19 protein-coding genes and 1 tRNA gene are annotated in these 26347 nt (G+C 41.2%); 3 read left to right on the forward strand and 17 right to left on the reverse strand.

The annotated features are described in order from the left end of the window. Positions 1–63 precede the first annotated feature (63 nt). Positions 64–3315: a TonB-dependent receptor gene (locus tag PGN18_RS01525; protein WP_335317605.1), complete on the reverse strand. Its 3252-nt coding sequence runs from the start codon at positions 3313–3315 to the stop codon at positions 64–66. A gap of 372 nt (positions 3316–3687) precedes the next feature. Here PGN18_RS01525 and PGN18_RS01530 point away from each other — a divergent pair, with 372 nt between their 5' ends. Then, positions 3688–4188, forward strand: a complete 501-nt coding sequence (locus PGN18_RS01530) for a GNAT family N-acetyltransferase (RefSeq protein WP_335317606.1) — start codon at positions 3688–3690, stop codon at positions 4186–4188. 897 nt (positions 4189–5085) lie between these two features. On the opposite strand, the gene PGN18_RS01535 is transcribed toward PGN18_RS01530, so the two are convergent. The 12 genes from PGN18_RS01535 to PGN18_RS01590 all read right to left on the reverse strand — a co-directional run bounded on the left by PGN18_RS01535 (position 5086) and on the right by PGN18_RS01590 (position 20188). Next, positions 5086–6459, reverse strand: coding sequence for a YeiH family protein (locus PGN18_RS01535; protein ID WP_335317607.1), 1374 nt, complete (start codon positions 6457–6459; stop codon positions 5086–5088). A 16-nt stretch (positions 6460–6475) separates the two neighbouring features. Next, positions 6476–7918, reverse strand: a complete 1443-nt coding sequence (locus tag PGN18_RS01540) for a phytoene desaturase family protein (protein WP_335317608.1) — start codon at positions 7916–7918, stop codon at positions 6476–6478. A 4-nt stretch (positions 7919–7922) separates the two neighbouring features. Then, complete coding sequence (gene soxC / locus PGN18_RS01545; RefSeq protein ID WP_335317609.1) at positions 7923–9176, reverse strand: sulfite dehydrogenase; 1254 nt, start codon at positions 9174–9176, stop codon at positions 7923–7925. After that, complete coding sequence (locus tag PGN18_RS01550; RefSeq protein ID WP_335317610.1) at positions 9176–9775, reverse strand: c-type cytochrome; 600 nt, start codon at positions 9773–9775, stop codon at positions 9176–9178. Before PGN18_RS01550 ends, soxC begins: the two co-directional genes overlap by 1 nt. 4 nt (positions 9776–9779) lie before the next feature. Continuing rightward, positions 9780–11483 (reverse strand): hypothetical protein, encoded by a 1704-nt coding sequence (locus tag PGN18_RS01555; protein WP_335317611.1) that lies wholly within the window; start codon positions 11481–11483, stop codon positions 9780–9782. A gap of 13 nt (positions 11484–11496) precedes the next feature. Continuing rightward, positions 11497–12828, reverse strand: a complete 1332-nt coding sequence (locus PGN18_RS01560; protein ID WP_335317612.1) for a DoxX family protein — start codon at positions 12826–12828, stop codon at positions 11497–11499. Between the two features lie 10 nt (positions 12829–12838). Further along, complete coding sequence (locus PGN18_RS01565) at positions 12839–13774, reverse strand: cyanophycinase (RefSeq protein ID WP_335317613.1); 936 nt, start codon at positions 13772–13774, stop codon at positions 12839–12841. Between the two features lie 11 nt (positions 13775–13785). Further along, positions 13786–15147: a RagB/SusD family nutrient uptake outer membrane protein gene (locus PGN18_RS01570; protein WP_335317614.1), complete on the reverse strand. Its 1362-nt coding sequence runs from the start codon at positions 15145–15147 to the stop codon at positions 13786–13788. A gap of 13 nt (positions 15148–15160) precedes the next feature. After that, positions 15161–18271, reverse strand: coding sequence for a SusC/RagA family TonB-linked outer membrane protein (locus PGN18_RS01575; RefSeq protein ID WP_335317615.1), 3111 nt, complete (start codon positions 18269–18271; stop codon positions 15161–15163). 756 nt (positions 18272–19027) lie between these two features. Beyond that, positions 19028–19333, reverse strand: a complete 306-nt coding sequence (locus PGN18_RS01580) for a GIY-YIG nuclease family protein (RefSeq protein WP_335317616.1) — start codon at positions 19331–19333, stop codon at positions 19028–19030. Between the two features lie 255 nt (positions 19334–19588). After that, a complete protein-coding gene (locus tag PGN18_RS01585) occupies positions 19589–19894 on the reverse strand; it encodes a GIY-YIG nuclease family protein (protein WP_335317617.1) in 306 nt (101 codons plus the stop codon). Between the two features lie 220 nt (positions 19895–20114). Next, positions 20115–20188 (reverse strand) — tRNA-Asn (locus PGN18_RS01590). A gap of 142 nt (positions 20189–20330) precedes the next feature. On the opposite strand from PGN18_RS01590, the gene PGN18_RS01595 reads away from it, so the two are divergent. Further along, complete coding sequence (locus PGN18_RS01595; RefSeq protein WP_335317618.1) at positions 20331–21251, forward strand: PfkB family carbohydrate kinase; 921 nt, start codon at positions 20331–20333, stop codon at positions 21249–21251. A 132-nt stretch (positions 21252–21383) separates the two neighbouring features. Here the strand turns inward: PGN18_RS01595 and PGN18_RS01600 are convergent, their stop codons facing one another. From PGN18_RS01600 to PGN18_RS01610, 3 genes are all read right to left on the reverse strand, one after another. After that, entirely contained in the window at positions 21384–21626 is a 243-nt protein-coding gene (locus PGN18_RS01600) for a cytochrome b5 domain-containing protein (protein ID WP_335317619.1), read from the reverse strand. A 556-nt stretch (positions 21627–22182) separates the two neighbouring features. Then, positions 22183–22887: a lycopene cyclase domain-containing protein gene (locus PGN18_RS01605; protein ID WP_335317620.1), complete on the reverse strand. Its 705-nt coding sequence runs from the start codon at positions 22885–22887 to the stop codon at positions 22183–22185. Between the two features lies 1 nt (position 22888). Further along, complete coding sequence (locus PGN18_RS01610; protein ID WP_335317621.1) at positions 22889–23419, reverse strand: hypothetical protein; 531 nt, start codon at positions 23417–23419, stop codon at positions 22889–22891. A gap of 431 nt (positions 23420–23850) precedes the next feature. Between PGN18_RS01610 and PGN18_RS01615 the strand changes: the two genes are divergently transcribed. Continuing rightward, positions 23851–25332: a phytoene desaturase family protein gene (locus tag PGN18_RS01615; protein ID WP_335317622.1), complete on the forward strand. Its 1482-nt coding sequence runs from the start codon at positions 23851–23853 to the stop codon at positions 25330–25332. Positions 25333–25747: 415 nt separating this feature from the next. Here PGN18_RS01615 and PGN18_RS01620 read toward each other — a convergent pair whose 3' ends face one another. Next, entirely contained in the window at positions 25748–26278 is a 531-nt protein-coding gene (locus tag PGN18_RS01620; RefSeq protein ID WP_335317623.1) for an RNA polymerase sigma factor, read from the reverse strand. Positions 26279–26347 lie beyond the last annotated feature (69 nt).

Raw genomic sequence — 26347 nt, forward strand, 5'->3', positions numbered from 1 at the left:
CTGCTAAACAAAAACGGCCTGACTTGAAGAAAGTCAGACCGTTTTAGGTATTATTAAAAAAGATTAGAAACTATATCTCAAGCCCAATTGCATCTGGTAACGAGAGGCAAAAAAATCTTTTGAATATGAGGTTACATCTTTTTGTGCAAAAGTATAAACCGGATAAGTGGTTGGTGTTCCTGCAGTTGCAACTTTGATACCCATACTAGCCATTGAATTATAAGTATTAGGAGAGAAATACTGAACTCCCCAATTTTTATTCACCAAATTGGTCAGGTTAATGATATCATAGGTTAAAGTAAGTACGTGTGGGTGTTTTCCTTTGGCCACTTGCAGATCCTGAGCGAAACGGAAATCAGCCTGAATATTCCAAGGGGTACGTGCGCCGTTACGTTCTGTAAAATCACCACGACGACTGCTTAGGTATTTATCACCATTGATATAGTTATCAAACGCCGCTGCCTGTGCAATTCCATCAGCTGTATTGGCAAAGAATTTCTGTGTTTCGCCTGCTGCCGGCACATACATTAAACTTACAGTCTGTCCTGTTCCATTGATCCTGGTATTAACTAAACCCAATGAGTATGGTGAACCGGATTGACCGCTAAAGAATAACGAGAAATTAGACACATATTTACCATTTTTAGCCCAATCCAATCTGTAGTTAATGGTTGAAATGATTCTGTTGCGGATATCGAAGTTTGAATAAGCCAATCCCGGATTATTCGGGCTAAGTGCCTGGTTTAACTGCCAGTTAGACTCCATTGAGTTACGGATACCATTGGCAATATCTTTTGATCTTCCGTAGGTATAGGCCACCATCATATCTAAACCGAAAGGAAGTGATTTACTTACCTGAGCAGTTAAACTATATTTGTATCCTTTATCGGTGTTTGATAACAGGTAGGCATTGGTGTACAACGGATTGATTTTTGCACCTGAATATATAGGCTGTAGTTTTTGTGTATCATAAACCATGTACTTTGGATTATCTACATAGTTGATCTGCTGGAACTGCACATCTTTAATTACCTGGCTAAAGATTCCTTCCACAGTGAACTTCCATTGGTCATCTGTTTTATAATCAAAAGCCAAATTACTTCTCCAGGCTTTTGGCATTTTAAAGTTGTTATCAACTAAATCTACCTGCGTAGCACCACTGGCATCTTTAACATTAACACCTTGCTTGGTTACATAACCTGCTTCGCCATTACCCGTCAAAGCATCTCTGATCGGATCTGAACCTGCTGCCGGTGTAACGATCTTGGTAGGATCTGCATTGGTATAAACATAAGATTTATCAAAAGCACCATAGTTTACGCCGTTATTGTAATAGGCATAACCAATCCAGGCAAAAGGAACTCGGCTGGTAAATAAACCGGTACCACCACGCATTACCAAACTTTGGTTACCCAATACATCGAAATTAAAGCCAATACGTGGCGAAATCTGGATTTTGTTCAGGAATTTTCCGGTAATTGATGATGGTTGCGTGTAAGTATAGGTTGTACCGTAATTGGCATCAACAGGAGAATTGGTTGTTTTTGGACTTAACGATGGCATAGTAGGTAAATCTGCCATATCAAAACGTAAACCTGGAGTTAATTTAAAACGATCGCCAATGCGGATTTCATCCTGTCCGTAAACACTATACATGTTTACGTTAAATTCTGCCGTTGGGTTGGCAATAATGTTTTCACGGGTATTGTCGCCATAATTATAACTTGTACGCACCCTGTTTGGCCTGTTAGCCAGGAAATCGGCGATACTGCTGTAAGCCACACGACCGTTCCATGCGTTTACAAAACCGTAATTGATATTATAAAATTCGTTGTGCGTACCCACGGTAAAAGTATGGATACCAGAATTGTAAGTATAATTGTCGGTGAATTCGAAAGTATTTTGTTTCATATTGAAGATACTCGCTTCGCGGTCAGTACCTAAAAACAGTGTTCCTCCATTAGCGGCAATCTCAATCTGCGGTAAAGCCGGATTAGATAGTGGATTGCGGTAATCGTGCACAGTAGAATAACCTACAATTAAGTTATTGGTAGCCGAATTACCAAAGCGGGTTTTCAAATCGGCAACGGTTGAAGTCTGGTTGTTATTCTGCCTGAAATCAATACCACCAAACCTAAAGTTAAGCTGGTCTCTTTCAAGGTTTGTTGCTTTAGAAATAATGGTATTATTTCTGATTGTTAATTGAGTGCTTTCACTGATATTCCAATCTAAACGGTTAAAAAATTTGTTTGATTGCGAATAGATATTATAATTATCGAACGAACCTGCATCAACACCATAAGCAGTTTTCATGTAATCAGAAATCTGTTGTGCATCAGTTGCAGTAAGCAATTTCATATCCGATGATCCTGCTCCTAAAATTACCGGATCCTGACGGCGGGTAATTTCCTCGTTTGTAAAAAAGAATAATTTATCTTTGATAATCGGAAAACCTACACGGAAACCCGTTTGATAATCGTGGAAAGCAGATGGTTCTTTGCTGTTATCGCCGATTTTATTTCTGCCGATTAATGAAGCATTACGTCCATAACCATAAACCGACCCTACTACCTCGTTGGTACCGCCACGTGTAACCGCGTTAATGCTACCACCTAAAAAGTTACCCACTTTAACGTCGTAAGGTGAAAGCAGAACAGTTACATCCTGGATTGCATCAAGTGAAACCGGGTTGGTACGTGTACTGCTTCCCGGCATACCAGAACTTCCGCTCTGTCCACCCAATGAAGGGCTAAAACCGATCGCATCGTTATTGATTGCGCCATCAATGGTTACGTTATTGTACCTGAAATTGGTACCACCAAAAGTATTGTCTTTACTGCCCTGAGGCGTTACACGGGTAACATCCTGCAAACTGCGGTTCATGGTTGGCAGGGTTTTGATCTGTCCTTCACCAATACTGGTACCTGCACCAGATTTTGTTCCGCCTTTTTGGCCTTTTACACTTACCTCGGCCAACTGATTGCCCTGCTCCTGAAGATCAAGATCAAGTTTTACATCTGAGCCAAGCGTTAAATAAATATTTTCTTTTACTACAGGGCTATAACCTACAAAAGTTACGGTGATTTTGTACGGACCACCGGGATTTAAGTTGCCGATGCGGTAAAGTCCAGACTCGTTTGAGGAACCTTTGGATACCGTTCCGGTAGGAACGTGCACCATAACAATGGTTGCACCAGGGATAATGCCTTTGTTATCCTTAATTTTTCCATTAATACTGGATGTTGTAACCTGTGCCTGAGCAAAAGTAAGCAGGAGTACAAGAATACTGATCAGAGATAGTATACGTGATTTCATTTTCTGTTATTTTATTTTGGCACAAAACAACAGTCTTAATGTTAACTAAATATTAACGTGGAATTAAGTTTAACCTTATATTAACAATATGAAAATCGAAATTAAACAATAGGAAAACAATTCCTTAACAGCTACTTACAAGCCGGAATAAGATAATGAGCGATATGCTCAAATATCAGACAGAAAGATGAAGATTTAATGAAGATTTGGTTGGCAATGAGTCCGAAGTCTTTAGTCGGAAGTCCGAAGTCGATCCAAGCAGTTAGAAGTTTAGCATCGATAACCGATTTAAACAATTAACCATTTTACGGCCAGGTCCCGTGCTAACCAATGACAAATGAACTAATGAACCTATTCCCTATCTTTGCAGCCATGATAATAAGATTAGCCCTTACAGAAGATATACCGCTTATTATGCGATTGGTTCGCAAGGTTGTGCCCCTAATGCGTGCTGCCGGAAATTTCCAATGGGGAGATGATTATCCGAACCCTGAAGTATTTGCCCGCGATATTGCTATTGGCCAGTTATGGGTAGCTGAACTGGAAAAAGAAATTGTAGGTGTTTCGGCTATTACCACAGATCAGGATCCGGAATATGCCGATGCCGGCTGGGACATTACCAAAAAAGCCATTGTTACGCACCGCTTGGCCGTTGATCCTGATTGTCAGGGTAAAGGTATTGCTAAAGCTTTAATGAACCAGGCAGAGCAGGTTGCAAAAGACTCGGGTATTTCTATCTTAAGGGTAGATACCAACAGCGAAAACATGGCCACCCAGGCACTGTTCCCAAAACTTGGTTATCAGTTTAGTGGCGAAATTGGATTAGCCAAACGCCCTGGATTACGTTTCTTTTGTTACCAAAAGTTATTGTAACTTTATTTGGCCAAAAAGTAGCTTTCATTTTAAGTTTGCAGGTGCCCCCCTATCCCTAAACCAGATAGAAATGTAAAGCCCGGAGCGCAGCGAGGATTTGAAATGAATAGCGGGACTTCACACCGCTAAGAACTACTGTTTGCTCATTTCCAAAACAAAGAATTCTTTTTGATTCAAGAAATGAATAATTGGCTATTTGGAGCGCAGGGATTGCATTGAACACAAAGTTACTTCCCGTTCTTCGCTTCCTCGTAACTCGTTGTTGCAGGGCAACGCTCCACCCGGGGCTGATTGGCCAAACCAGCTTTTCATTTTTGAGGTTGCAGGGTTTACAAACCGCTTTTTCCTAACCCGATCCGATTGCTATCGGATGAACGGAATAGCACGGAGCGAAGCGACGAGGATAAGTGAAAGCGGGACTATGAACTGCCAAGCATCACAACACATTCATTTCCTAAAAAAAAGAATTCTTTTCCATCACAATAAAGAAATAAGTTCTATTTGAAGCGCAAGACCCTTGCACAATACTAAATGTTTTCCGCTTTTAAGCTTCGCTGCCTCCTACCGCGTCGCTGCAGGATAATAATTAACCAACTGCCTGCATCAGCCAGGAGATTCAATCTGTTTTGATAAATCTGTTTTTCTGACCGGCGCGAAGATGCTCTAACCGATGAAATACAGGAAAAAGAGATGCTACCTTAAGGATATACTAATAAAAAAATGCGAATATGAAACAGATTATTTATTTGTTGTTTATTGCTATTATGGCATTCATGCTTACTTCGCAGGTTTTTGCGGCGTTTAGAATTGACGACTAAAAAGGGGGCTGAAAGGCAAGACCACCAAATATTAATTTCGGTCCGTGGGGGACACGGACCGAGGCAAGAGTAATATTTTTTATTTAAAATCCGGCACAGGGAACAAATATCCACCAAACAGGATGTATGACCACAACAATGTCCAAAAGATATTGAAAATCTGTGCGGTGATGAAAGTAAATGCAGGCCTACCACCCTGCAGTTTCACCAGTGATGAAAACTTAGCTTCCATACCAATCGAGATAAAAGCAATGGCAAACCAAACCGTACGTAAGCCGTTTAATGTCGGCGCAACACTTTTTGCGGTGGCAGGCGATAACAGGAAAGAGAATACCAGCGATGCCGCAACAAATCCCAAAACAAATTTCGGGAAACGTTCCCACACAATTTTAAGCCCCGGACTTTCTGCTTTAACCAAAACCTCGCCATTCTCGCCTTTTGGTTTTTTATAGGCCCACCAGATGGCGATAAAAAACGCCGCCACGCCAATAAACACATTTTGCGAGAATTTCGCAATCACTCCGGCCTTAACGGCAATTGGTCCAACCAGATCACCCGCTGCGGTAACGGTTGCAGTAGTATCCAATGTTCCGCCTAACCATGCACCGCCGATTACATCAGGAATGTGAAAATACCTCACTGCCCAAGGCTGGATGATCATCATCGGGATGGCCATAATCAATACCAATGTGGTTACATAAGAGAGTTTGCGTTTATCGCCATTAATTGCACCTGCGGCAACAATAGCTGCCGAAACGCCACAGATAGATACGGCGGAAGCTAAAATCACACCAAATTCATCATCCACTTTTAACCTGCGGCTTAACCATAAAGAGAAAAACCACACGGCCGTTACTACGATGACCGCCTGTACAATTCCGGGTAAACCTGCTTTGATTAAATCAGCCGATAAAATGGTGGTTCCTAATATGACCAAACCGGTTTTAATGTAGAACTCAGACCGTACAGCTTCTTTCAACCACTCGGGTAGTTTTACCACGTTACCTAGAAAAATCCCGATTAATAAAGCAAACACCACATATTCCAATCCGAAATAAGATACGTTTTTATTGCCACCAATGATGAATGAGATAATCGCAAAAAGATAGATCAGTGAAAAGCCTGCAGCAAACCTCGCTACATTACCACCCGAAAGACCAATGGCTACGGATGCAAGTGCCAGAAAAATCACACCTGTTTCTAAAATGAGCAATAAATTCCCTCCTGATAGAATTTTATTAAAAAGATCATCAGCGGTAGCCCATTTATAGGCAGGTAAAGTAATTGCTGTGCCGTTATAAGTTAAATAAAGTACCGCAACAATAATAATTGTTCCTAAAATTACCGCCCACCAGTCTTCGGTAAGCGATTGTAAAAATGTTTTTTTGTCAGGAGTTATCCCCGCATCGGTTAAAGCGCCCGTAGTTCCTGAAGCATTGTTCTGTGTTGACATCGTTTTTTCTTTGTGGTTATCTGATTTTTATATTGAATATATCTTTTAATACGCTTTTCCCTGCGTGGTACCCACACATCCCATGTACGCCACCTCCTGGCGGAGTTGACGATGAACAGATGTACAATCCTTTGGCAGAGGTTTTATAAGGCGACCACCTTAAAGCCGGACGGGTAAATAATTGTCCGAGGTCTAGTATCCCCCCGTTAATATCACCACCGATGTAGTTGCGATTATGCGCTTCCATCTGTTCAGTATTCATGGTATGTTTGGCGATGATCCGATCTCTAAATCCAGGGGCAAAACGCTCTACTTGATTTTCTATCTGGGTGGTCATATCCTGTTTTGATCCGTTTGGAACATGGCAATAAGCCCATGCTGTTTGTTTACCTTCCGGTGCCCGCGAAGGATCGAATAAACTCTGCTGCGCCAAAAGCACAAAGGGTTTTTCTGCTTGCCGGCCTTTACTGGTCATCAGTTCGCCTGCCGCTATTTCTTCAAAAGTATTACCCAGGTGGATAGTGCCCGCGTTACGGCATTCTTCAGCGGTAAATGGAATCGGTCCATCCAAAGCCCAATCTACCTTAAATACACCCATACCATAGCGGTAACGTTCGAGCTGCCATTTATAAATATTGGAGAATTTATGCCCTGCAATCTGTAATAACTGTTTCGGTGTCACATCAAAAAGTACTGCATGAGCTGAAGGCAACTGATCTAGCGAACTAACAAAAGTTCCGGTTTCAATTTTTCCACCAAGAGATTTAAAATAGCTGGCCAAAGCCTGTGCAATAAATTTTGATCCGCCCTTAGGTATCGGCCAGCCCTTAAGGTGACCTGTGGCCATCAATACCAAACCAATGGCCGTCGTACTTAAATTGCTTAAAGGTTGTATCGCATGGGCGGCCATTCCGCCAAAAAGTCCTCGGGCTTGCTTTTGTTTAAACCGTTTAACAAAACCTGTTGCGCTGCTCAATGCTTTTAACCCAAAACCTGCCATTGCGAAGGGGTGTTTAGGAAAACGTAGCGGTCCCAATGCATCTTCATCAATTAATGGCCATACCGCCACGATGTTCTCCATCAAAGAAGTATAAGTTTTGGCATCGCCACCTAAGGATCCAGCTGTTTCTTGGATAGAATGATCCAGTATAGCAGCAGTACCATCATCAAAAGGATGTGCAGCAGCTAAAACAGGTTGCAAATATTCCAGTCCATGCTGATCCAGAGGCAAGTTTTTAAAAAAGGGAGAAGCCAGTGCCATCGGGTGGATCGCTGAACATACATCATGCGTAAAGCCGGGCAATGTGAGTTCGGCAGAACTCAATCCGCCTCCAATTATGTTTTTACCTTCTATAATTAAAACGGAAAGTCCCTGTTGCTGCAAAAGGATTGCCGCTGCCAGACCATTTGGCCCCGACCCTACAACAATTGCGTCATAATCCCGTTTTTCTAGTTTCATCTGGTTATTTTATGGTTTCCGGTTTAAACAAAACAGTTCCGTCATTTTTAATCTGCCAGGCCGTGATGGGATTCATGTGGTATCCACCAAGGTTTACCCCACGGGCCTCTACCAGTTGTGCCAAAGTGGGCTGTAAATAGCCCGTTTCGTCGGTCACACGGCTTGATATTTCTGTAGCCTCTCCTTTCCAATCCCATAAATACCTGAAATAAGTGTGTGCTTTACTAAGCACGGGTTCTTGTAAGTTGGCCAATCGCCAGGTTTTGCCCGCATCGGTGCTCACCTCTACTTTCTTTACCTTACCCCTGCCGCTCCAGGCAATCCCACGTATTTCTATCCAGCCTTTATTTACCTTTTGGGGATAAGATGGATAGGTGATAATAGAACGCGCATCCAACTCAAAGCTAAACATTCTGATTTTATCTTTTACAGGGTAAGTATATTTTGAAGTTTCTTCCCTGGTCATGTAGGGTTCATCCGAAAGTTCTATACGCCTTAGCCATTTAATATTCATATTGCCTTCAAAACCGGGCAAAAGTAATCTGATGGGATAACCTTGCTCTGGTCGTATGGCTTCACCATTCTGAGCATAAACAATCATCGCATCATCCCAGGCTTTTGCTAGCGGGATGGTACGCGTCATTACGGCGGCATCCGAACCTTCGGCCAGAAACCATTTGGCCTGATCGCTGATGCCAACTTCTTTGAACAGCGTGGAAAGCATTACACCTGTCCACTCGCTCTGACTGGTAAGACCAAGGATATCCTGAGGGGTCATTTCTGCTTTTCCTATGCGAAAATTACCTGCACATTCGATAAAACAGGTACGGGTAACGGATGGGAACCTCTTGATATCGGCAACCGAAAATTTCATCGAATTTTCGACCAATCCATGAATCAGCAGTTCATGTTTTGCCGGATCAATAATTGGAATACCCGCATGATGGCGCTCGAAATGAAGATCAGCCGGCGTCAGGGTACTGTGCATATCCTGCAAAGGTGTGCGCGAAGAAATATCAGAAGGTTTACGTACGGGGTTCTCAAATGAAGATCTTTTACCCAGCGGACTAGGCCCGGGGCCAACAATTTTGGTTGGATCATCCGTAATTTCAGGCAGGACAGGCATTTCAGCATGCACTTCATCAGCCAATAAAGATTGTACGGGTAAAACTGCAGCAGCAATTACCCCTCCCAATAACGTACGCCTGCTGATTTTACCAGTGGCTCTTTTCTGATCTTTATTATTGCGCTTTTCCATTATTTTATTTCGGGTCCTCCTTTCCGGTCGTCTATAATAAATAGTTTTTTCGCTGGCATCACCACTTTATAAAGGTTTTTGGCATTGAGTACCGCATCTGCTTTGATAATTTTGTTGGCATTTAGCAGGTAAGCAGTGATGCTGTACACTTCATCATTGTTTAACGAACCGGGAAGATTGTAGGGCATAGCACGGCGCACATAATCAAATAAAGTAGTGGCATAAGGCCAGTAGTTGCCAATGGTTTTGGGTTTGCTGGTGGCAGATGTATCGCCCACCAACGCATTTCCGGGAAGTTTGATACCAGGTTTTTCAGTACCATCTACGCCATGGCACATCGCACATTTTTGACCATACAGTATCTTTCCCTTTTTCACATCCCCCTGGCCTTCTGGTAACCCTTTCCCATCCGGGCGTACATCGATATCCCAGGAGGCAATTTCCAGCGCGGTAGCCTTGCGACCAAAACCAAATTTAGCCGGCCGTTTTAAGCTATCAGCCAGTGGTAATTGAACCTGCATCGGTATAAACGCCGTTTTTAGCGACATTAGTAATAGTACCAGGGGACAGGCCAATAGGAGTACCGTTTTTTTATTCATTACCTTAATATTTACCTGCGTTCAAAGTGCTTTTTGGCAATACATATTGTCGTTCATAACGATCAAGTACCACATAAATAGAATCTTTGCGTTCATTAATACCCGAAAGTATAACCCTCGAACCGTCGGTAGTATCATATTTTAATACCATGCGATGGCGTTTTACTTCCCTTGGCTTTTCAGCAAACTCGCGGTCCCGGCGGGTAGACCAGGCAGCTTTATCAATCATTTTATTTTCATCGCCAATGTGTTGCCATGCCGTTTTACTGATCCAGTTGTCTTCTTTTGGTTTAGCTTCTTTCACCTTGTCGCCGCCCTTACGCCCTCCTCTTAAAGCCATTACATTTTTATCCTGCAGATAAAGCACTTTATCTATGGTATCGGCATAATAATGAAATGCCCGCTGGCCTCCGGCAACTCCACTGATTTCAAAAGTACGCTGGATATCGCGCATCGGGCTGCCTCCACCGTTTGATGGATCGATCAGTACCGGTCGGTTGATTTTAAAAGTCAGGGTGGTCCAGTTTTCGAAAGTAGCTTCCTGCCACCTAGTCGAATCGAGCGGATTAAACGGAATCAATTCTCCGTTAATTTTAAACTCCGTTACCCGGTAGTTCCCCCTTAATTTTTTAATTCCCGCGGTTGCCGGCTGTTTATAGGGATCATATTTAAAATTAATGACTTCAGTATAGGTAAGCACACCAAAAAAAATCACAAAAGTGAGCACTTTTAGCGTCATGCGGGTATATTTAAGCCATGGTTTGCTAAAATCGGGATAAACCCTGAACGGAATGGTATAACGTTCACGAATAAGCAGGTTATATAATTTAGGAAAATCATCAGCAGCAATAAACAGGCCCAGCAGCACAAAATAAAACGCGTACACATGTACACCACCATCATAGGCATAATTTACAAAAGTGATATCGCCTAGCGCAGCCACTAAAAGTATAGCGCCAAAAGTGCTGGTTTTCCGGAAGAAAAGCATCACGCCCGCAACAATTTCGACCACACCACCAAATACCTGATACCATGGCACTACTCCTACAGAAAGCCAGTATATTTTTTGGGCAGTAAAATCCCCAAAATTACTGTTGAGCAAACCTAGTGATGGATAAGGCATCTGAGTTGGGAAAAGTTTGGTAAAACCGAAACCGATAATCCCAATTCCGGCGCGATAACGCACTACCACCCTGATCCAATAATAAAGAATGTGGTAAGATCTGCTTTTACGATCGAAAGCCGTCCAGATTAATGCGCCTATGAGGGCAAATACCAATGCGATACCCCAATCTGCATAATCCACCAAAAAACTCCTTTTCGGTGGCAAAGCTGCATGGTTGTCAATTTTAGCTTCTGTTTTTTTAACGCTACCATTTTCTGTTTTGTTTCTTCTGGAGCCTTTCTTTTTAGCAGACTCATCACCTGATGGCGAGTCGGTAATATCACGCGGGCGCTGCCCGCCTAAAATTGATAAAAAGCTGGGCTGAAAACGGGCAATATCGTACAGATCGCGGTAATGTGGTCGCGACCAATCTAAGGTAAAAACGTTTTTATACCAATTGGCCGAAAATGGAATAGATATTACCAGGAAGAAAATAAACAGCACGCGGAAGCCAAATTTCTTTTGCCAAGACCATGGCTTTTTAGCTGCAGCCTCTTGTGCTGTTAATTCGTTTTCGATATCCTGTTGTTTTATTTCAGACATAACATTAAGCTTTTTATAGTTTAAGTGCTTTGCGGCGGCTAAGCTTTAACGGATATTTTTTATCGATTTTGTTCAGTACCACATAAATTGAATCGCGGTGCTGGTTGGTACCCGAAAGGATTACAGTTGTGCTGTCAGGGCGGTTATAATTTAACCGCAAGCGTTCTCCTTTGTAGTGAGGGTTTTTGTTATCTAACAGTAACACATGATTCAATGAATCGATGGTATAACTGTAATAATGCCTTCCTGCAGTTCCGGCCAGTTCATAATCCCGGTCTTTATCATTTTTAAAAACCTGTTCATAATTTGCAGAATCCACAACGACCTTCCTATCGGAGCGTATGCTAATGGTGGCCCATTTCTCAAATACCACATCTTTCCAGCGGATCGAATCTGCCGAGGCATAAGGCAACACGCGTCCATTAATCCTAAACTCGCTTACATTGTAAATGCCTGCAGCGTTGGCCAGGCCTTTGCCTCGCGGAAACTGATAAGGATCGTGATGAAAGCCCGCATAGGTTTTAAAGCCATAAAAGAAAACAAAAAAGAAAATTACCAATGTTTTAATCAGCAGGCGAAAAGTTTTGGTTTTTCCAGTAAAATATGGTTTAAAACGGTTTGGTGCGGTTGGCCGCTCGAGCGAAACAAGGTTATAAATCCGTTGTGCATCAAACCACAATACGAACAGTGCAAAAGTAATCAGGTAAGTGGCATACACAAACTCACCGCCTTCGTAAGCCAGGTTGGAGATAAATACGTTTCCGGTAAACACCAGGATAATGGCTGCACCAATGGTAGCTGTTTTACGAAAAAACAATAATAAGCCGGCCAGGATTTCAATTGTACCCAAAAAAGTTTCGTAAGCAGGCACAATGCCCAAACTCATCGAAAATATCTTCCAGTCGGTAAAATCCCCATAACTGGTATTTAAATTACTGATGGATGGGAATGGTGCCTGTAAAGGGAAAAATTTGATAAATCCGTAACCGATAATGCCAATGGCCAAACGGTAACGTACCACAACCCTTAGCCAGTAATAAAACTGGTCGTAATTAATATCCTTATACTTTGTTTTACCCCAAATTACTGCACCAATTATCGCCATTACAGCTACAATGATCCAATTAAGGAAACTATCGGCGCCTGGCAGAAACTTCGCAGATAAACGCGTGAGGTTAAAAATATCGCCGTAGCTGATGTGCAACCAGCTAAAGCCAAATACGATTTTAAAAAAATCGACACTTAAAGGAATGGCCTGTAGGACAAAAAAGAGGAAGAAGAACCTAAATATCAACTTTTCCCTATCTGTCCATGCAGGAGGCGATGGTATATTCGTGTTACGCATTGCTTTATTTTTAAGGTTGTTTACTGGCAGCGGTAGTTACCGGCTTACGTGGTTCTTTAAGCACCTGTCTTTTGGCCAGATCATATTTCTGACCTGCACTCAGGAAAAAAAACGGTCCGTTTGAGGCGGTAAAATCTTCCCGGTTGTCTACAACATGTTTTTCACTATTATTGATGATGGTATTGTAATCGTAAATGGCCACAAAAGAATTTCCAAGCACCTGCAATGTATCGCGCTGCACTAAAATGGCTGTTGCTTCGTTTAAACCAATACCAATAAAATCAGGTGCCTTACGGATAAAATCAACCAGATCATAATGGCGGTTGCGCACCAATAAATGCTGATCGATAGCAGAATATTTTAGGAAACCCAGGCCCTGCGTATGGTCGCCCACTAAAACCTGTGCCCCCTTGGTATCACCCCTCCAGAGAAAAGAGCCAATGATACTGGCCCCGGCTGAGCTACCCGCAATTACACCTCCTCTGTTGAGCACATCAATAAAAGCCTGATGGGTAAGAGTGTTGAGATACGAATCGGCAATGCGCCACTGGCGGCCTCCTTCAAAATAAACCGCCGTTGCATTTTTTAACGGGGCAATAAATTTCTCGCTATTGGCTTCCTTAAAATCACTGGTATGAAAGAGGATTACGTTTTTAATTCCGGTTTGACGTTTTACCTCTTCTACCCCTTTTTTATCATATGCTGCTGAGTCGCCAGATGCAGTAGTCACCACCACCAATACAGCTTTATCTTTACCTCCGGCCAGCTCGGTAAATTTCTCCCAGATATCGCGTTGCGAGCCCACATTGCCCCCAATAATCAGCAGGCTGCCCTTTTCAGGCCCATGCCTGGTATCCGATTTTTTTACGGTAATGGGCGATGATTGGGCAAAGGCCGAATAACCGAATGCGGTGAGGGCCAAAAGCAAAATATTTAGTTTTTTCATGATCAATATGTTTAATAACCAGGGTTACGGTTTGCTCCCCCCAATTGCGGATCAACCAATGTTTCGTTATAAGGAATCGGGAAAAGATAAAGGTGTTTATCGGGTAGGGTCAGCACGGTTTGTGCACGGTCAGTACGTACCAGGTTAAACCAGCGGTCGGCTTCGAAAGGGAATTCTACCTGGCGTTCTTTTTCAATAGCCAATAAAATATCACTTAAAGTAGCTGCAGTTGTTACGCCAAGACCTGCACGGTTACGTACCGCATTTAAATCGGTTTGCGAACTGTTTACGCCAATGAGGTTACCTTGTTGTGCCCTGGCTTCAGATCGGATCAGGTATAATTCGGCCATGCGGATGATATAAGCCGGATCTGTACCCAATGGATTACGATAATATAATTTGCCGTACCATAAATTGCCCGGAGGCGCGGTCTGCGCAATTAAAGTATTGCGGTTACCGCCAATGGCCGGGTTATTTAACAAAGCAACCAAAGCATCATTCGGCGACCACTCTCTGCGTCCGCCCAAAGCCGGTGGCAACCACCAGTTGCTGTGTCCATTTGTATTTGATGTAGTATAAGCCAGCTCCAACACCGATTCGTTTGTAGTTACGGCATTATTGGCAAAAAAAGCACTGTAGGGCGCCACCAGCGAATAATTTGCATTATCGTTGATTACTGATGTGGCAAACTGCTCTGCCAGTGCCCAGTTCTTTTGGTAAAGATAAAACCTGGCTTTAAGTGCCTGTACCGTGCGCAGGCTAACGCGGTTACGGTTTACGGCCGTTGGTACCAGCGTTTCGGCAGCATTTAAGTCTTTTAATACCTGCGCGTAGGTATCGGCCAAACTGCTCCGCGGAATACCGCTATTATCTGTTGCGTTATTGGTCGGTTTTAAGATCAGTTGTACCCCGCCCCAACCACGTGCCAGATCGAAATAAGCCAACGCACGTACAAAATAGGCTTCGCCCAGGTATTGGTTTTTCAACGTTGTCGTCAATAACGGATCGCTAACAGTTGGCACCTTATCAATGATGTAATTGGCCTGTGAGATGGTTCTGTAAATAGCCGTCCAGGCCGACTGCACATAACCATTGGTAGCAGAAGTAAGGTGTTTGGTAATTTCGTTGGGATCAGACTGCGAACCTGACCATTGGATATCGCCTGCAGATAAATAAGAAAGTGCCGGGAAATTTGATCCGTAATAACTGGATGATGCCAAAAGGTTAAATAAACCATTTGCCGCGGTGGCCGCAGTACCGGCATTAATGATGGCCTGATCCTGATCTACCTGCAACTGGGGTTGTACCTCCAGAAACTTTTTGCAGGAAGTAAAGAGTAATATGACGGCGAATATATAAGTAACTTTTTTCATTTGATTATTCGGTTTAAAAAGTAATGTTTGCACCTATCTGGAAAGTACGCGGCACAGGTGGTGTACCCAAATCGTAACCAAGTACAGTAGCCGATGATGATACATTGATTTCCGGATCCGGACCTTTGTATTTAGTCCATAACCAAAGGTTTGATCCGCTGGCGTATATCCTTACTGAATTCATTCTTGCTTTTTTGATAAAATCTTTCGGCAGGTTGTAACCAAGGGTTACATTGCTTAAGCGAAGGAACGATCCATCTTCAATGTTACGGCTGGTTGGGCTTAAAGTATAATTCTGTCCGTAAGCGGTTAACCTTGGCATATTGGTAATATCGCCCGGTTTCTGCCAGCGATCTAACTGGTATACATCCATTGCCCTGTTGGCATCTCGGGTACCGCCACCTTCCAGAAAATAGTTGTTGTTATTATAAACCTTATTGCCATAAACGAAGTTGAAGAACACCGATAAGTCGAAACCTTTGTAACTGAGGTTATTGGTTAAACCACCGTTAAATTTCGGCAAGGCATTTCCTACTGGAACAATATCATTTGCATTGATTACGCCGTTACGATCGGCATCTTCATACACCGCATTTCCGGTCTGCGGATCAACATAAAGCTGATTGTATACAAAAAAGGTGTACATCGATAAACCCTGAACCATGCGTTCGGCTGCATAAGCGGCCACCACAGGCGTAGGCAGTTTTTCTATTTTATTGATGTTGCGCGAAATATTGAAATTGGTATTCCATTTCAATGCACCATCGAGGTTAATACTGCTGATGTTCAGTTCCAATCCCTTATTGCTCATTTCACCTGCATTGGTAAGGATGGAAGAAAAGCCTTTGCTTGAGGCCAATGGTAGGTTGAGCAATAGGTTGCTGGTGTATTTATCATAAACATCACCGCTTAAAGTTAACCTGTCTTTAAAAAAACTTAAATCAAAACCAATATTGGCCTGACGGGTACTTTCCCATTTCAGATCTGGGTTGGCCAATTGTGAAGGCACTGTACCCGGATTGTTCTGGTAGTTTGCTCCAGCGCCCCATAAACCACGTGAGGCAAAATCGTTAATCCCGTTCTGGTTTCCGGTTACGCCAATACTTCCGCGGAGTTTTAAGTCCGAAATCACCGCTACATCTTTCAGGAAATTTTCCTGTTTGACACGCCATGCTAAACCTGCAGAAGGGAAATATCCCCATTGGTGGTTAGCACCAAAACGTGAAGAGCCATCAGCACGAATGCTAAAAACAGCATAATACTTCCCGCCATAATTATAATTTAAACGTGCGAAAAATGAAGATAGCCTGTATTGTGTTTCTGAAGCGGAAGAGGTTGTATTTGCTGCAGAAGCAATCTGCTGAAACGAATCATTCGGGAAATTAGTACCCTGTGCCAGGGTTTGATTGGAAATTGATCCCTGTAATGAGTTACCGATTAAAGCACCAAAAGTATGTTTACCCGTAACGTGGTTATAGTTTAAAGTTTGCTCGTTCGTCCAGATGGTGTTGTTACTTACACTTGAGGTACCAAGGTTTTTGTTTGCAATCCCCAGGTTGGTTAAACTGTTCCAGTATTGGAACTCGTTGTATTGGTTATAATCAACACTCCAACTGGTTTTAAAGGTCAAATCTTTGGTGATATTTACCTCGCCGTATAAATTGCTAATCAATCTGTTACTGGTACTGTTCATATTGGTATTATTCAGCAAAACATCCAGGTTATCAAAACCTGCCCACTTACCCGGAGTGCCATCGGCATTAAATTCAGGAAGGTAAGTTGGCGTATGCAGGGCCGATTGCAAAATTCCCCCCTGCGGGCCGTCCCCTACGCGTGCATTCGTACGGTAAGTTTGGGTAAGAATATTACTTGTTCCGATTTTTATGTAATCGTTGATTTTCTGATCGAGGTTCAGTTTAAAACTTCCTCTCCTAAAATCGTTTGTTTTAAGGGTAGCCTCCTGTTTGTTTAAACCACCGCCGATATAATAAGTGGTTTTATCATTACCACCTGAAACAGAAATATCGTAGTTCTGCAAAAGTCCGGTGCGGAAAGCTTTATTCAAGCGGTCGTAAGTATTTTGATCCTGTGGCAAACCACGCGGTGCAGGTGAAGCAGTAGCATTATCGGTTAATGCCCTAAAAGGCTGAAACCTGTACGTAGTAGCAGGCGTTGTTCCATTTGCCGCAGCAATAGCGATGGCATCGGCATTTGAATTGCGGTAAAATTCGTTAATCAGTTCGGCATGCTGCGGCCCCGTTACCAGATCCCACAATTTCGGCGCTTTCGCAAAACCCACATAAGTACTTAAACTTACTTTCGGTGCGGTATTGTATTTTCCACGCTTGGTGGTAATCACAATTACTCCATTGGCCGCACGGGCACCATAAATTGCCGTGGCATCAGCATCTTTTAAAACGGTAACACTTTCGATATCATCCGGACTGATATCCGACAATGGGTTATTGGCCTGTCCCTGGGTGGTAATGCGTTGTAAAGAACCGCTGTTTACATACACACCATCAATTACATACAAAGGATCGTTACTGGCATTGATAGAAGTTGTTCCACGGATGCGGATAAACATCCCATCTCCGGGAATACCGGTAGAAGTACTAACCTGTAAACCAGGCGCTTTTCCCTGTAACTGTTCAGCAAAGGTAGCGGTTGGTTTAGCCCTTACCTCATCAACTGCAATGCTGGAAACTGAACCCGTTAACGATTTTCTCGTTTGGGTACCATAGCCTACCACCACTACATCATTTAACTGGCTGTTCACTTCCGTTAGTTTAATAATTGCAGGGCTGGTATTCACTACAATCTCTTTTGTCTGGTAACCAACAGAACTTAATATTAAGGTATAAGGTAATTTCTGTCCGGTTACAAAAACAAACTTTCCATCCGCATCAGTCGACACGACGTGCGTGACGCCTTTTATGCGAACCACAACACCCGGCAATGGCTGCCTGGTTAAAGAATCGATTACAGTACCTGCCAGTTTAGAATTAATGAGTGGTGGCGGTTCAACCTGGGCAGAAATTTTAAGTGGAACGGCCAGCGCGCCGAGTAACAAAAAGAGGCTGGCCAATAAGAATGTTTTTTTCTTATGGAGAAATATTTCCATATTTAACGGGTTTTATGTTAATGGTTCAATTCATTGGATAAAGCTGATGGGTATCAGTGCGTGATTGGCGTTACAGAACTGATATTCCGTGTAACCGGCGAGGCTTCCTTGCCGGTTTTTTTCTATAAGGATTTCAACACATCATGTAAGGCATTGGTGGTCAGATTAGGATAACTATAGGATTTGGCTTAGGACTTTAAAAATTAATCAACAACAACACATATTCCCCTGGAAATAGATATTCAAAACTGAGCGTTTAAGACTTATTTCAGAGATAGAAGACGTTTGGGGCATTCTTGTTGCATTCATGATCAGCGCAAACATATTGATAAATATTTAATCTACAAAATCTATAGATTAACTATTTGTAATGTTACATGGATCAGCTTTCTGAATTTGAGGGGATGAGGTAGAAGTAGATAATGTCCCTCGAAAAATCGTCAGTATTAACTTGATCAGCTAGCTATCGGATGGGGACCAAGAAGTAATCATGAATTCCATTAAACTCAATGGTAGTTTCCCGAAATTTCTGAACAAGTAGTCGAAGGATTTTTTTAAATTTTTTAAGGTGTTTCGATACTTCGGCAAGTTCAGCAAAGGCCAGGGCTCAACGTGAAAAGGGATAGGTAAAATACAAATATGATATACCATTTTAGCATCTTCTCGCCCAGCTCAAAAATAGAAAAGCCTCACAACAATGTTGTAAGGCTTTAAAAATCTGCTCCTTCTGCTAGGCTCGAACCAGCGACCCTCTGATTAATCCCGCACGTGCGGGACTCTAACCAGCTGAGCCAAAATTCCAGTTAGCATTTCTCCTTGAACAATTCGCTCAATTAATCTACGGCTTTTCTGCCTCTTGATAAAACGTTCAAAACGGATGGCGTCAGCCTCTACAGTTCCACAAGAAAACACAGCTTCCAAATGCCAAGGTCTATGCTTAGAGGTATATGTTCCAACTGATAAGCTATTGTGTTCCTCAAGGCGACGGATATAATCACTGGTGTATCCAACATAATAAAGATCAGAAACTTTGGAATATAAAACATAAAGATAGTATGTCATAAATACAAAAAGACAAGTGGAGGTTTCGTTACCTAAAATGAGCTTTGTATGTAAAGGATCCTAATAAACCATTCATCCAAAATAGAGTTTAAACAAAAAATCGGCAATTTTTACTGTGATTTCTGAAGCTTCTTCTGTTGAACTCCCTTCGCCTAACCTTGGGACAACCTCTCGCCCGGCCATAAACTAAAAAAACCCACAACTTTCGTTGCGGGTTTTGCTCCTTCTGCTGGGCTCGAACCAGCGACCCTCTGATTAATCCCGCACGTGCGGGACTCTAGCCAGCTGAGCTAAAATTCCAGTTAGCATTTCTCCTTGAACAATTCTCTCAATTAATCTACGGCTTTTCTGCCTCTTGATAAAACGTTCAAAACGGATGGCGTCAGCCTCTACAGTTCCACAAGAAAACACAGCTTCCAAATGCCAAGGTCTATGCTGAGAGGTATATGTTCCAACTGATAAGCTATTGTGTTCCTCAAGGCGACGGATATAATTACTGGTGTATCCAACATAATGAAGATCAGAAACTTTGGAATATAAAACATAAAGATAGTATGTCATAAATACAAAAAGACAAGTGGAGGTTTCGTTACCTACAATGAGCTTTGTATGTAAAGGATCCTAATAAACCATTCATCCAAAATAAAGTTTAAACAAAAAATCGGCAATTTTTACTGTGATTTCTGAAGCTTCTTCTGTTGAACTCCCTTCGCCTAACCTTGGGACAACCTCTCGCCCGGCCATAAACTAAAAAAACCCACAACTTTCGTTGCGGGTTTTGCTCCTTCTGCTGGGCTCGAACCAGCGACCCTCTGATTAACAGTCAGATGCTCTAACCGGCTGAGCTAAGAAGGAATCCGGCTATCCGAAATAAACAGCTGATTTAAACTTTTCAGCAATATCCGCTTGTTTGTTTTGGGAATGCAATATTAGGGCTTTTAAATTATTTATGCAATATTTGCAGTGAAAAAATTTTAAAAAAATTTAACACATATATATGAGCCTGATAATCATAGGTACTGTAGCTTTTGATGCTATTGAAACTCCTTTCGGAAAAACAGATAAAATTGTAGGTGGTGCAGCAACTTACGCAAGTTTAGCCGCTTCTTACTTTTATAATAAAGCAAAAATTGTGGCAGTGGTGGGGGATGACTTTCATCAATCAGACATTGAAACTTTCACCAAACATGGTATTGATACCGAAGGACTACAGATTAAAGCTGGCGAAAAATCATTTTTCTGGTCGGGCAAATACCATAACGACATGAACAGCCGCGATACTTTGATTACGGAATTGAATGTATTGGAAAATTTCGACCCGATTATCCCAGAAAGCTATCAGGACTGCGAATACCTGATGTTGGGTAACCTTACACCACAAGTACAGCAAACGGTAATCAAACGCCTTAAAAACCGACCAAAATTAATCGTGATGGACACGATGAACTTTTGGATGGATATTATGATGGACGATTTATTGGAAACCATTAAAATGGTAGATGTATTAACCATTAACGATGCTGAAGCACGTCAGCTGTCGGGAGAATATTCATTGGTAAAAGCCGCGAAAAAAATCCTCGCAATGGGTCCAAAATATTTGATCATTAAAAAAGGTGAACACGGTGCATTGTTATTCCACGAAGATCAGATTTTCTCTGCTCCGGCCTTGCCTTTGGCAGAAGTATTCGATCCGACAGGTGCCGGCGATACCTTCGCAGGAGGATTTATCGGTTATTTGGCCAAAGTGGGTACCATCAACTTCAATAACATGAAAAATGCGATCATTTATGGCTCTGCCCTGGCCTCATTCTGTGTAGAGAAATTTGGAACAGAAAAGTTGTTAAATTTAACTGACGAAGAAGTTGCAGCTAGAATTCAGGAATTTGTAAGCTTAAGTTCTTTCACAATAGAAGCGTAACCAGTTAACAGTTTTTAGTAACCAATTAACAGTTTTATATTGCAATTCAGCTGCAGGCTTTAAGAAATTAGTCTTCAAGTCTGCAGTTTTTTTATGAAGTTAATGTTTTTAGCGGTGAATCAGCTGCTAAAATCAATCTGGTTTGGCAAGCATAGCTATCGGAACAAACTTTTCAAACACAGCTTCGGTATGGGGTGCATCCGGCAGCTCATCAGTCAAATCCTGCCCTGCCCAATGTTCATAATGTTTGCCATTCTTCCATAACCTGCTATCTGTCATATCGTAAATTAAACCCTTATAAGCCACCCAAATCTGAGGTTTATCCTGTCCGTTACGCAACGCAAGCTGTTGTTTGGTATAATTTGGTAAATCCATTTAAATCAATTTCGGGCTGAAGATAATCAAAAGGTTTTTAACCATATAAGAAATATAAGGGCATATAAGCTTATATCTCCTACAACATCTTACACGGTAAATTAGCTGATTTGTTCTGGCATTAAATGTTTGTCGCAGAACCCCCTGCTGCAAACCCGATTGCAATGTAAAGCCCGGAGCGTAGCGAGGACTTGAAATGAAAAGCGGGACTGCAAGCCGCCAAGAACTACTGAACGCTCATTTCCTAATATTCAAACCATATCAGCAATATAAGGGGCATATAAGCTTATATCTACTAAACATCTTAGATGGTAAATTAGCTGATTTTTTCTGGGATTAAATGTTTGTCGCAGAACCCCCTGCTGCAAACCGGTCCGATGGCTATCGGATGCAATATAAAGCCCCAGCGCAGCGAGGACTTGAAATGAAAAGCGGGACTGCAAACCGCCAAGAATTACTAAATGCTCATTTCCAAACATTCAACGATATGAGAAATATAAGATACCTAAGCTTGTATTTATAACAACATGGCAAAATTAGCTGATTTTTCAAGGTATTAAACACTGGAGCCCTTTACGATCTTTGTACCAGCCCTGCTTTTAAAAAACTCGTAAAGAAAAACATTCATTAATAATAAACCCATTAAATAAAAATGATCTTCGAAAGGTATGGTACCAACCCTAAAACCCATATTTTCCTTATCATTGTACATCACCACTGGAATAGCGGTTAAAAAACCGTTTACGATATAAAAAGGAATAAGCGAAACCAGGTAGGCCCTGTAAAACCTATACATAAATCTGAGTTTTACATTCACATATTCTACATAGGCCAGTACGATTAACAAAAAACCAAAATTAATCAGCGTGTACCACCTGTTATAACCGAAAAATAAAATAGCTACACTAAGTCCCAAGAAAAGATTACTCAATGCGAGACTATACTTTTGAAGATTATTTTTAGGGAAATAGACATTTAAACATTCGTAAATAAACACACAGGCGTACGGAACAGTTAAAAAGAATAAGATTTCTTCTAAAGGTAAGCCCAAAAGATATATCCCCACAAGGTAATCAGGATTAAAAGACCATACGTTGAGCTTTGTAAATAGGATATCCCAGATCAAAAAAACAATACCGGTAAGTAATATAGCAGAAAATATAAACTTCCATTTACTAAAAAAATGAACCTTTTTATCGAACGATAAAACCAATGGAAAAAAAATTACGGCGATATTAATAATTAGATATATATGATTCATTCTACATATATTTTGTTAAAATTTTAACTTCAGCGGCATTGCATTTTTTACTATCAATCATAAATTTAGCTACGTTTTTAATCAGTTCTGCATCAGCCAGACCAAAATTTCCATTTTGGTAATGCTTAACAATCTCTTTTTTATCTATCGCTAAATCTTTACTAAAACCAAGAAAGGAAGGGGTATAAAATTCGATCGAGAAACGCATAAAACGGATTTCCATATTTTCCTTATCCATATCAATTGCCTTCTGCATGGTTTTTAGCGATCGGCCGACATATTTAATCTTATTATATGGATTCCAGGAGTGTTTGGCTTTTAATGCTTCCAATGTGCCTAGATAACCCGTAACCAACGCTGTTTTGTCGGGTAGTTTATTGAGCCTGTCAAATAAGGAATCAGTAAGTTTAGCATTCTCTACCGCCTTAACCATATCGGTTTTTAATACCGCAATTTCCTGGAAGGAGAGTTGTGCAGAGGTAACGTTGCTTATTGCAAACAGTAGGAAAAATATAATACGTAGTTTAATCATGAGATGGTGGCAAATGTAACAAAAGCTTATGGCATTTGTTTGCTCTGTTTTACTGAGCGCAGCGAAGGAACTTTACAGCAGAAACATTAGATTTAAACCAAACTTTAAACAGTCAAAATTATCACCAACACAAAAGATTCTTTAAGCATTCAGAATGACAGACAAATCCCATCCTGAGCAAAGCGAAGGATCTTCAACGAAAGAAACATTGGATTTAAACCAACCTTTAAACAGTCAAAATTATCACCAACACAAAAGATTCTTTAAGCATTCAGAATAACAAACACAGCATGATCTATGCAATGCAAACCTATCGTTTTAAGATTGCCAGCCTGTTGCCGGCAGGCTTCGTCGTGCTTTCTCATCATGACGAAAAACTATTATTGACACGAAACCAAAACAAAACGCAATAAAATTCCTTTATTTACACCATGGAGAAAAAAACCACGGTTACCATTATCGGGGCCGGTTTTGCAGGCATGGCTGCAGCAGCTTTATTGGCCAAAGATGGCTGTGAGGTTACGGTTATCGAGAAAAACGAAATGGCTGGCGGCAGGGCCAGGACCTGGCAAAAAGACGGCTTTCTTTTTGATATGGGACCAAGTTGGTACTGGATGCCTGACGTATTCGAAAACTATTACAACCTATTTGGCAAAACTACTTCTGATTTTTATACATTAGAAAGACTTAGCCCCTCCTACCGCATTTATTTCGAAAAAAAAGATACTATTGACGTTCCGGCAACATTGGATGATTTATATGCCTTATTTGAAGAACTTGAGCCAGGCAGCAGCAGTAACCTAAAACATTTTCTTGATCAGGCTAAATATAAATATGATGTTGGCATGAACGAGTATGTTTTTAAGCCCTCGCATAGCGTAATGGAATACTTCGACCCAAGGCTAGCCCTCAGCGGCATTAAACTACAGCTTTTGGGCAATATGCGTAAGCATGTATATAAGCTATTTAAAAATGAGCGGCTGCGGAAACTTCTGGAATTCCCAGTTTTATTTCTAGGCGCCACACCACAGAACACACCCGCATTGTATAGTCTAATGAACTACGCTGACCTCGTTTTGGGTACCTGGTACCCAATGGGTGGCATGCACCAGATTGTAACAGCTATGCAGAACATTGCAGAAAACCAAGGGGTAAAATTTATTTTCGATACCGAAGTAACCAAAATTGAAGTAAAAAACAACCTGGCAGAGTACATAATCACGAACAAAGGAACTTTCAGAAGTGATTTTGTGATAGGTAATGCAGATTATCATCACATTGATCAACATCTTTTTGATCAACCTTACCGTAACTATGACAAAAACTATTGGGATAAAAGGACAATGGCGCCGTCCTGTCTTTTATTTTACATAGGCTTAAATAAAAAACTAAACAATATATTACACCATAACTTATTCTTCGATGAAAATTTTGACCAGCATGCTGAAGAAATCTACAGTACCCCACGATGGCCATCAAAGCCATTATTTTATGCCTGCTGCCCTTCTATAACAGATAAGAGTGTGGCACCGGAAGGCTGCGAAAATCTTTTCTTTTTGATTCCGCTTGCACCTGATCTGGAAGATAGCGAAAGCAAAAGAGAAGAATACTTTAAGGTGTTGATCAATCGCTTCAAGAATTTAACCGGAAACGACATTAGCAGTAGTATTTTATTTAAGCGCAGTTATGCCATGAGAGATTTTGTGGAAGATTACCACGCCTTTAAAGGTAATGCTTACGGATTAGCAAACACTTTGAAACAGACTGCTTTTCTAAAACCCAAAATGAAAAGTAAAGTAACAAATTTTTTATATACCGGACAGTTAACCGTTCCGGGGCCTGGGGTACCACCTGCCATCATATCGGGTCAAGTGGTGGCAAAAGAAATAAAAAAAAAGTTAAAAAAGGCTTGACAAATTTAAAATTTCCCTTATCTTTATAACCACAAAACAAAAACAATGCGATAATCCTGCAAAACACATAATTGTTTGAGGTTTGCATTTGTTTCGAAATAAGAGAGAAGGCGAATTGTTGAAAGTAAAAATAAGAATCAACTAACCAAATATATGATAAGCAAAAAGGCCTGGATTTTCCGGGCCTTTTGCTTTTTAAAATATTTCAAAATTTTGCTCAAAATCTAAACATCACCTTCTATAGCGCAACGAAATGCCCGCTGGTGTGGATAGGCGGCTCTACAGGCTGGAAAAAGGGCTATTGTAATATAGACTACCCTGTACTACCATGTTATACTTCCCCATATAGTTATAGAAGAACAAACAAAAAAGGCTCAGATTACTCTGAGCCCATTAGTTCTATAATAGATGTATTTTAAACCAATTCTGCACTGGCAATTTCTTTCGAATAGGTTTTAAGGTATTTTTTCAAAATACCCCTTGCTACGTGGATGCGCGTTTTCACTGTTCCAATTGGAATCTCTAACATATCAGCGATTTCATGGTATTTGTAACCTTCAAAGTAACGGATAAAAGGCACATAATACTCTTCTGGTAATTGAGCTAGTGCTTTATCAATATCACCTAACACAAATTTACTTTCTGCATTGTTTTTGGTTGCGCTGTAGGATAGGTTCGCAGAAGAAATATCTTCGCTTTGTGTAATCAAAGTATTTGTTTTAACCAATCGGCGATAATTGTTGATGAAAGTATTTTTCATGATGGTAAATAACCATCCTTTTAAATTCGTCCCCTCTTTAAACTTATTGTAATAAGTAATGGCTTTCAGCATAGTATCCTGAACCAAATCATTTGCATCTTCTGCGTCTTTAGTAAAATTTAAAGCATAAGACCTAAGTGATACCGAGTGATGATTAACCAGATGATTGAATTCAAATTTTGTCATGATATTTAGCTTTAGGAGATTAAAAACAAATAATTATTGTTCATTCCTTTAAACCCAAACAAACTTAAT

The sequence above is a fragment of the Pedobacter terrae genome, from assembly GCF_036946585.1.
In the GTDB taxonomy this organism is placed as follows: domain Bacteria; phylum Bacteroidota; class Bacteroidia; order Sphingobacteriales; family Sphingobacteriaceae; genus Pedobacter; species Pedobacter terrae_C.

Bases quoted from the DNA above. Each gene is read 5' to 3' on its own strand.
- PGN18_RS01530 (WP_335317606.1), top strand. From the start codon at position 3,688: ATGATAATAAGATTAGCCCTTACAGAAGATATACCGCTTATTATGCGA.
- PGN18_RS01535 (WP_335317607.1), bottom strand. From the start codon at position 6,459: ATGTCAACACAGAACAATGCTTCAGGAACTACGGGCGCTTTAACCGAT.
- PGN18_RS01620 (WP_335317623.1), bottom strand. From the start codon at position 26,278: ATGACAAAATTTGAATTCAATCATCTGGTTAATCATCACTCGGTATCA.
- PGN18_RS01600 (WP_335317619.1), bottom strand. From the start codon at position 21,626: ATGGATTTACCAAATTATACCAAACAACAGCTTGCGTTGCGTAACGGA.
- PGN18_RS01575 (WP_335317615.1), bottom strand. From the start codon at position 18,271: ATGGAAATATTTCTCCATAAGAAAAAAACATTCTTATTGGCCAGCCTC.
- soxC (WP_335317609.1), bottom strand. From the start codon at position 9,176: ATGGAAAAGCGCAATAATAAAGATCAGAAAAGAGCCACTGGTAAAATC.
- PGN18_RS01540 (WP_335317608.1), bottom strand. From the start codon at position 7,918: ATGAAACTAGAAAAACGGGATTATGACGCAATTGTTGTAGGGTCGGGG.
- PGN18_RS01555 (WP_335317611.1), bottom strand. From the start codon at position 11,483: ATGTCTGAAATAAAACAACAGGATATCGAAAACGAATTAACAGCACAA.
- PGN18_RS01550 (WP_335317610.1), bottom strand. From the start codon at position 9,775: ATGAATAAAAAAACGGTACTCCTATTGGCCTGTCCCCTGGTACTATTA.
- PGN18_RS01610 (WP_335317621.1), bottom strand. From the start codon at position 23,419: ATGATTAAACTACGTATTATATTTTTCCTACTGTTTGCAATAAGCAAC.
- PGN18_RS01615 (WP_335317622.1), top strand. From the start codon at position 23,851: ATGGAGAAAAAAACCACGGTTACCATTATCGGGGCCGGTTTTGCAGGC.
- PGN18_RS01580 (WP_335317616.1), bottom strand. From the start codon at position 19,333: ATGACATACTATCTTTATGTTTTATATTCCAAAGTTTCTGATCTTTAT.
- PGN18_RS01595 (WP_335317618.1), top strand. From the start codon at position 20,331: ATGAGCCTGATAATCATAGGTACTGTAGCTTTTGATGCTATTGAAACT.
- PGN18_RS01605 (WP_335317620.1), bottom strand. From the start codon at position 22,887: ATGAATCATATATATCTAATTATTAATATCGCCGTAATTTTTTTTCCA.
- PGN18_RS01565 (WP_335317613.1), bottom strand. From the start codon at position 13,774: ATGAAAAAACTAAATATTTTGCTTTTGGCCCTCACCGCATTCGGTTAT.
- PGN18_RS01560 (WP_335317612.1), bottom strand. From the start codon at position 12,828: ATGCGTAACACGAATATACCATCGCCTCCTGCATGGACAGATAGGGAA.
- PGN18_RS01525 (WP_335317605.1), bottom strand. From the start codon at position 3,315: ATGAAATCACGTATACTATCTCTGATCAGTATTCTTGTACTCCTGCTT.
- PGN18_RS01585 (WP_335317617.1), bottom strand. From the start codon at position 19,894: ATGACATACTATCTTTATGTTTTATATTCCAAAGTTTCTGATCTTCAT.
- PGN18_RS01570 (WP_335317614.1), bottom strand. From the start codon at position 15,147: ATGAAAAAAGTTACTTATATATTCGCCGTCATATTACTCTTTACTTCC.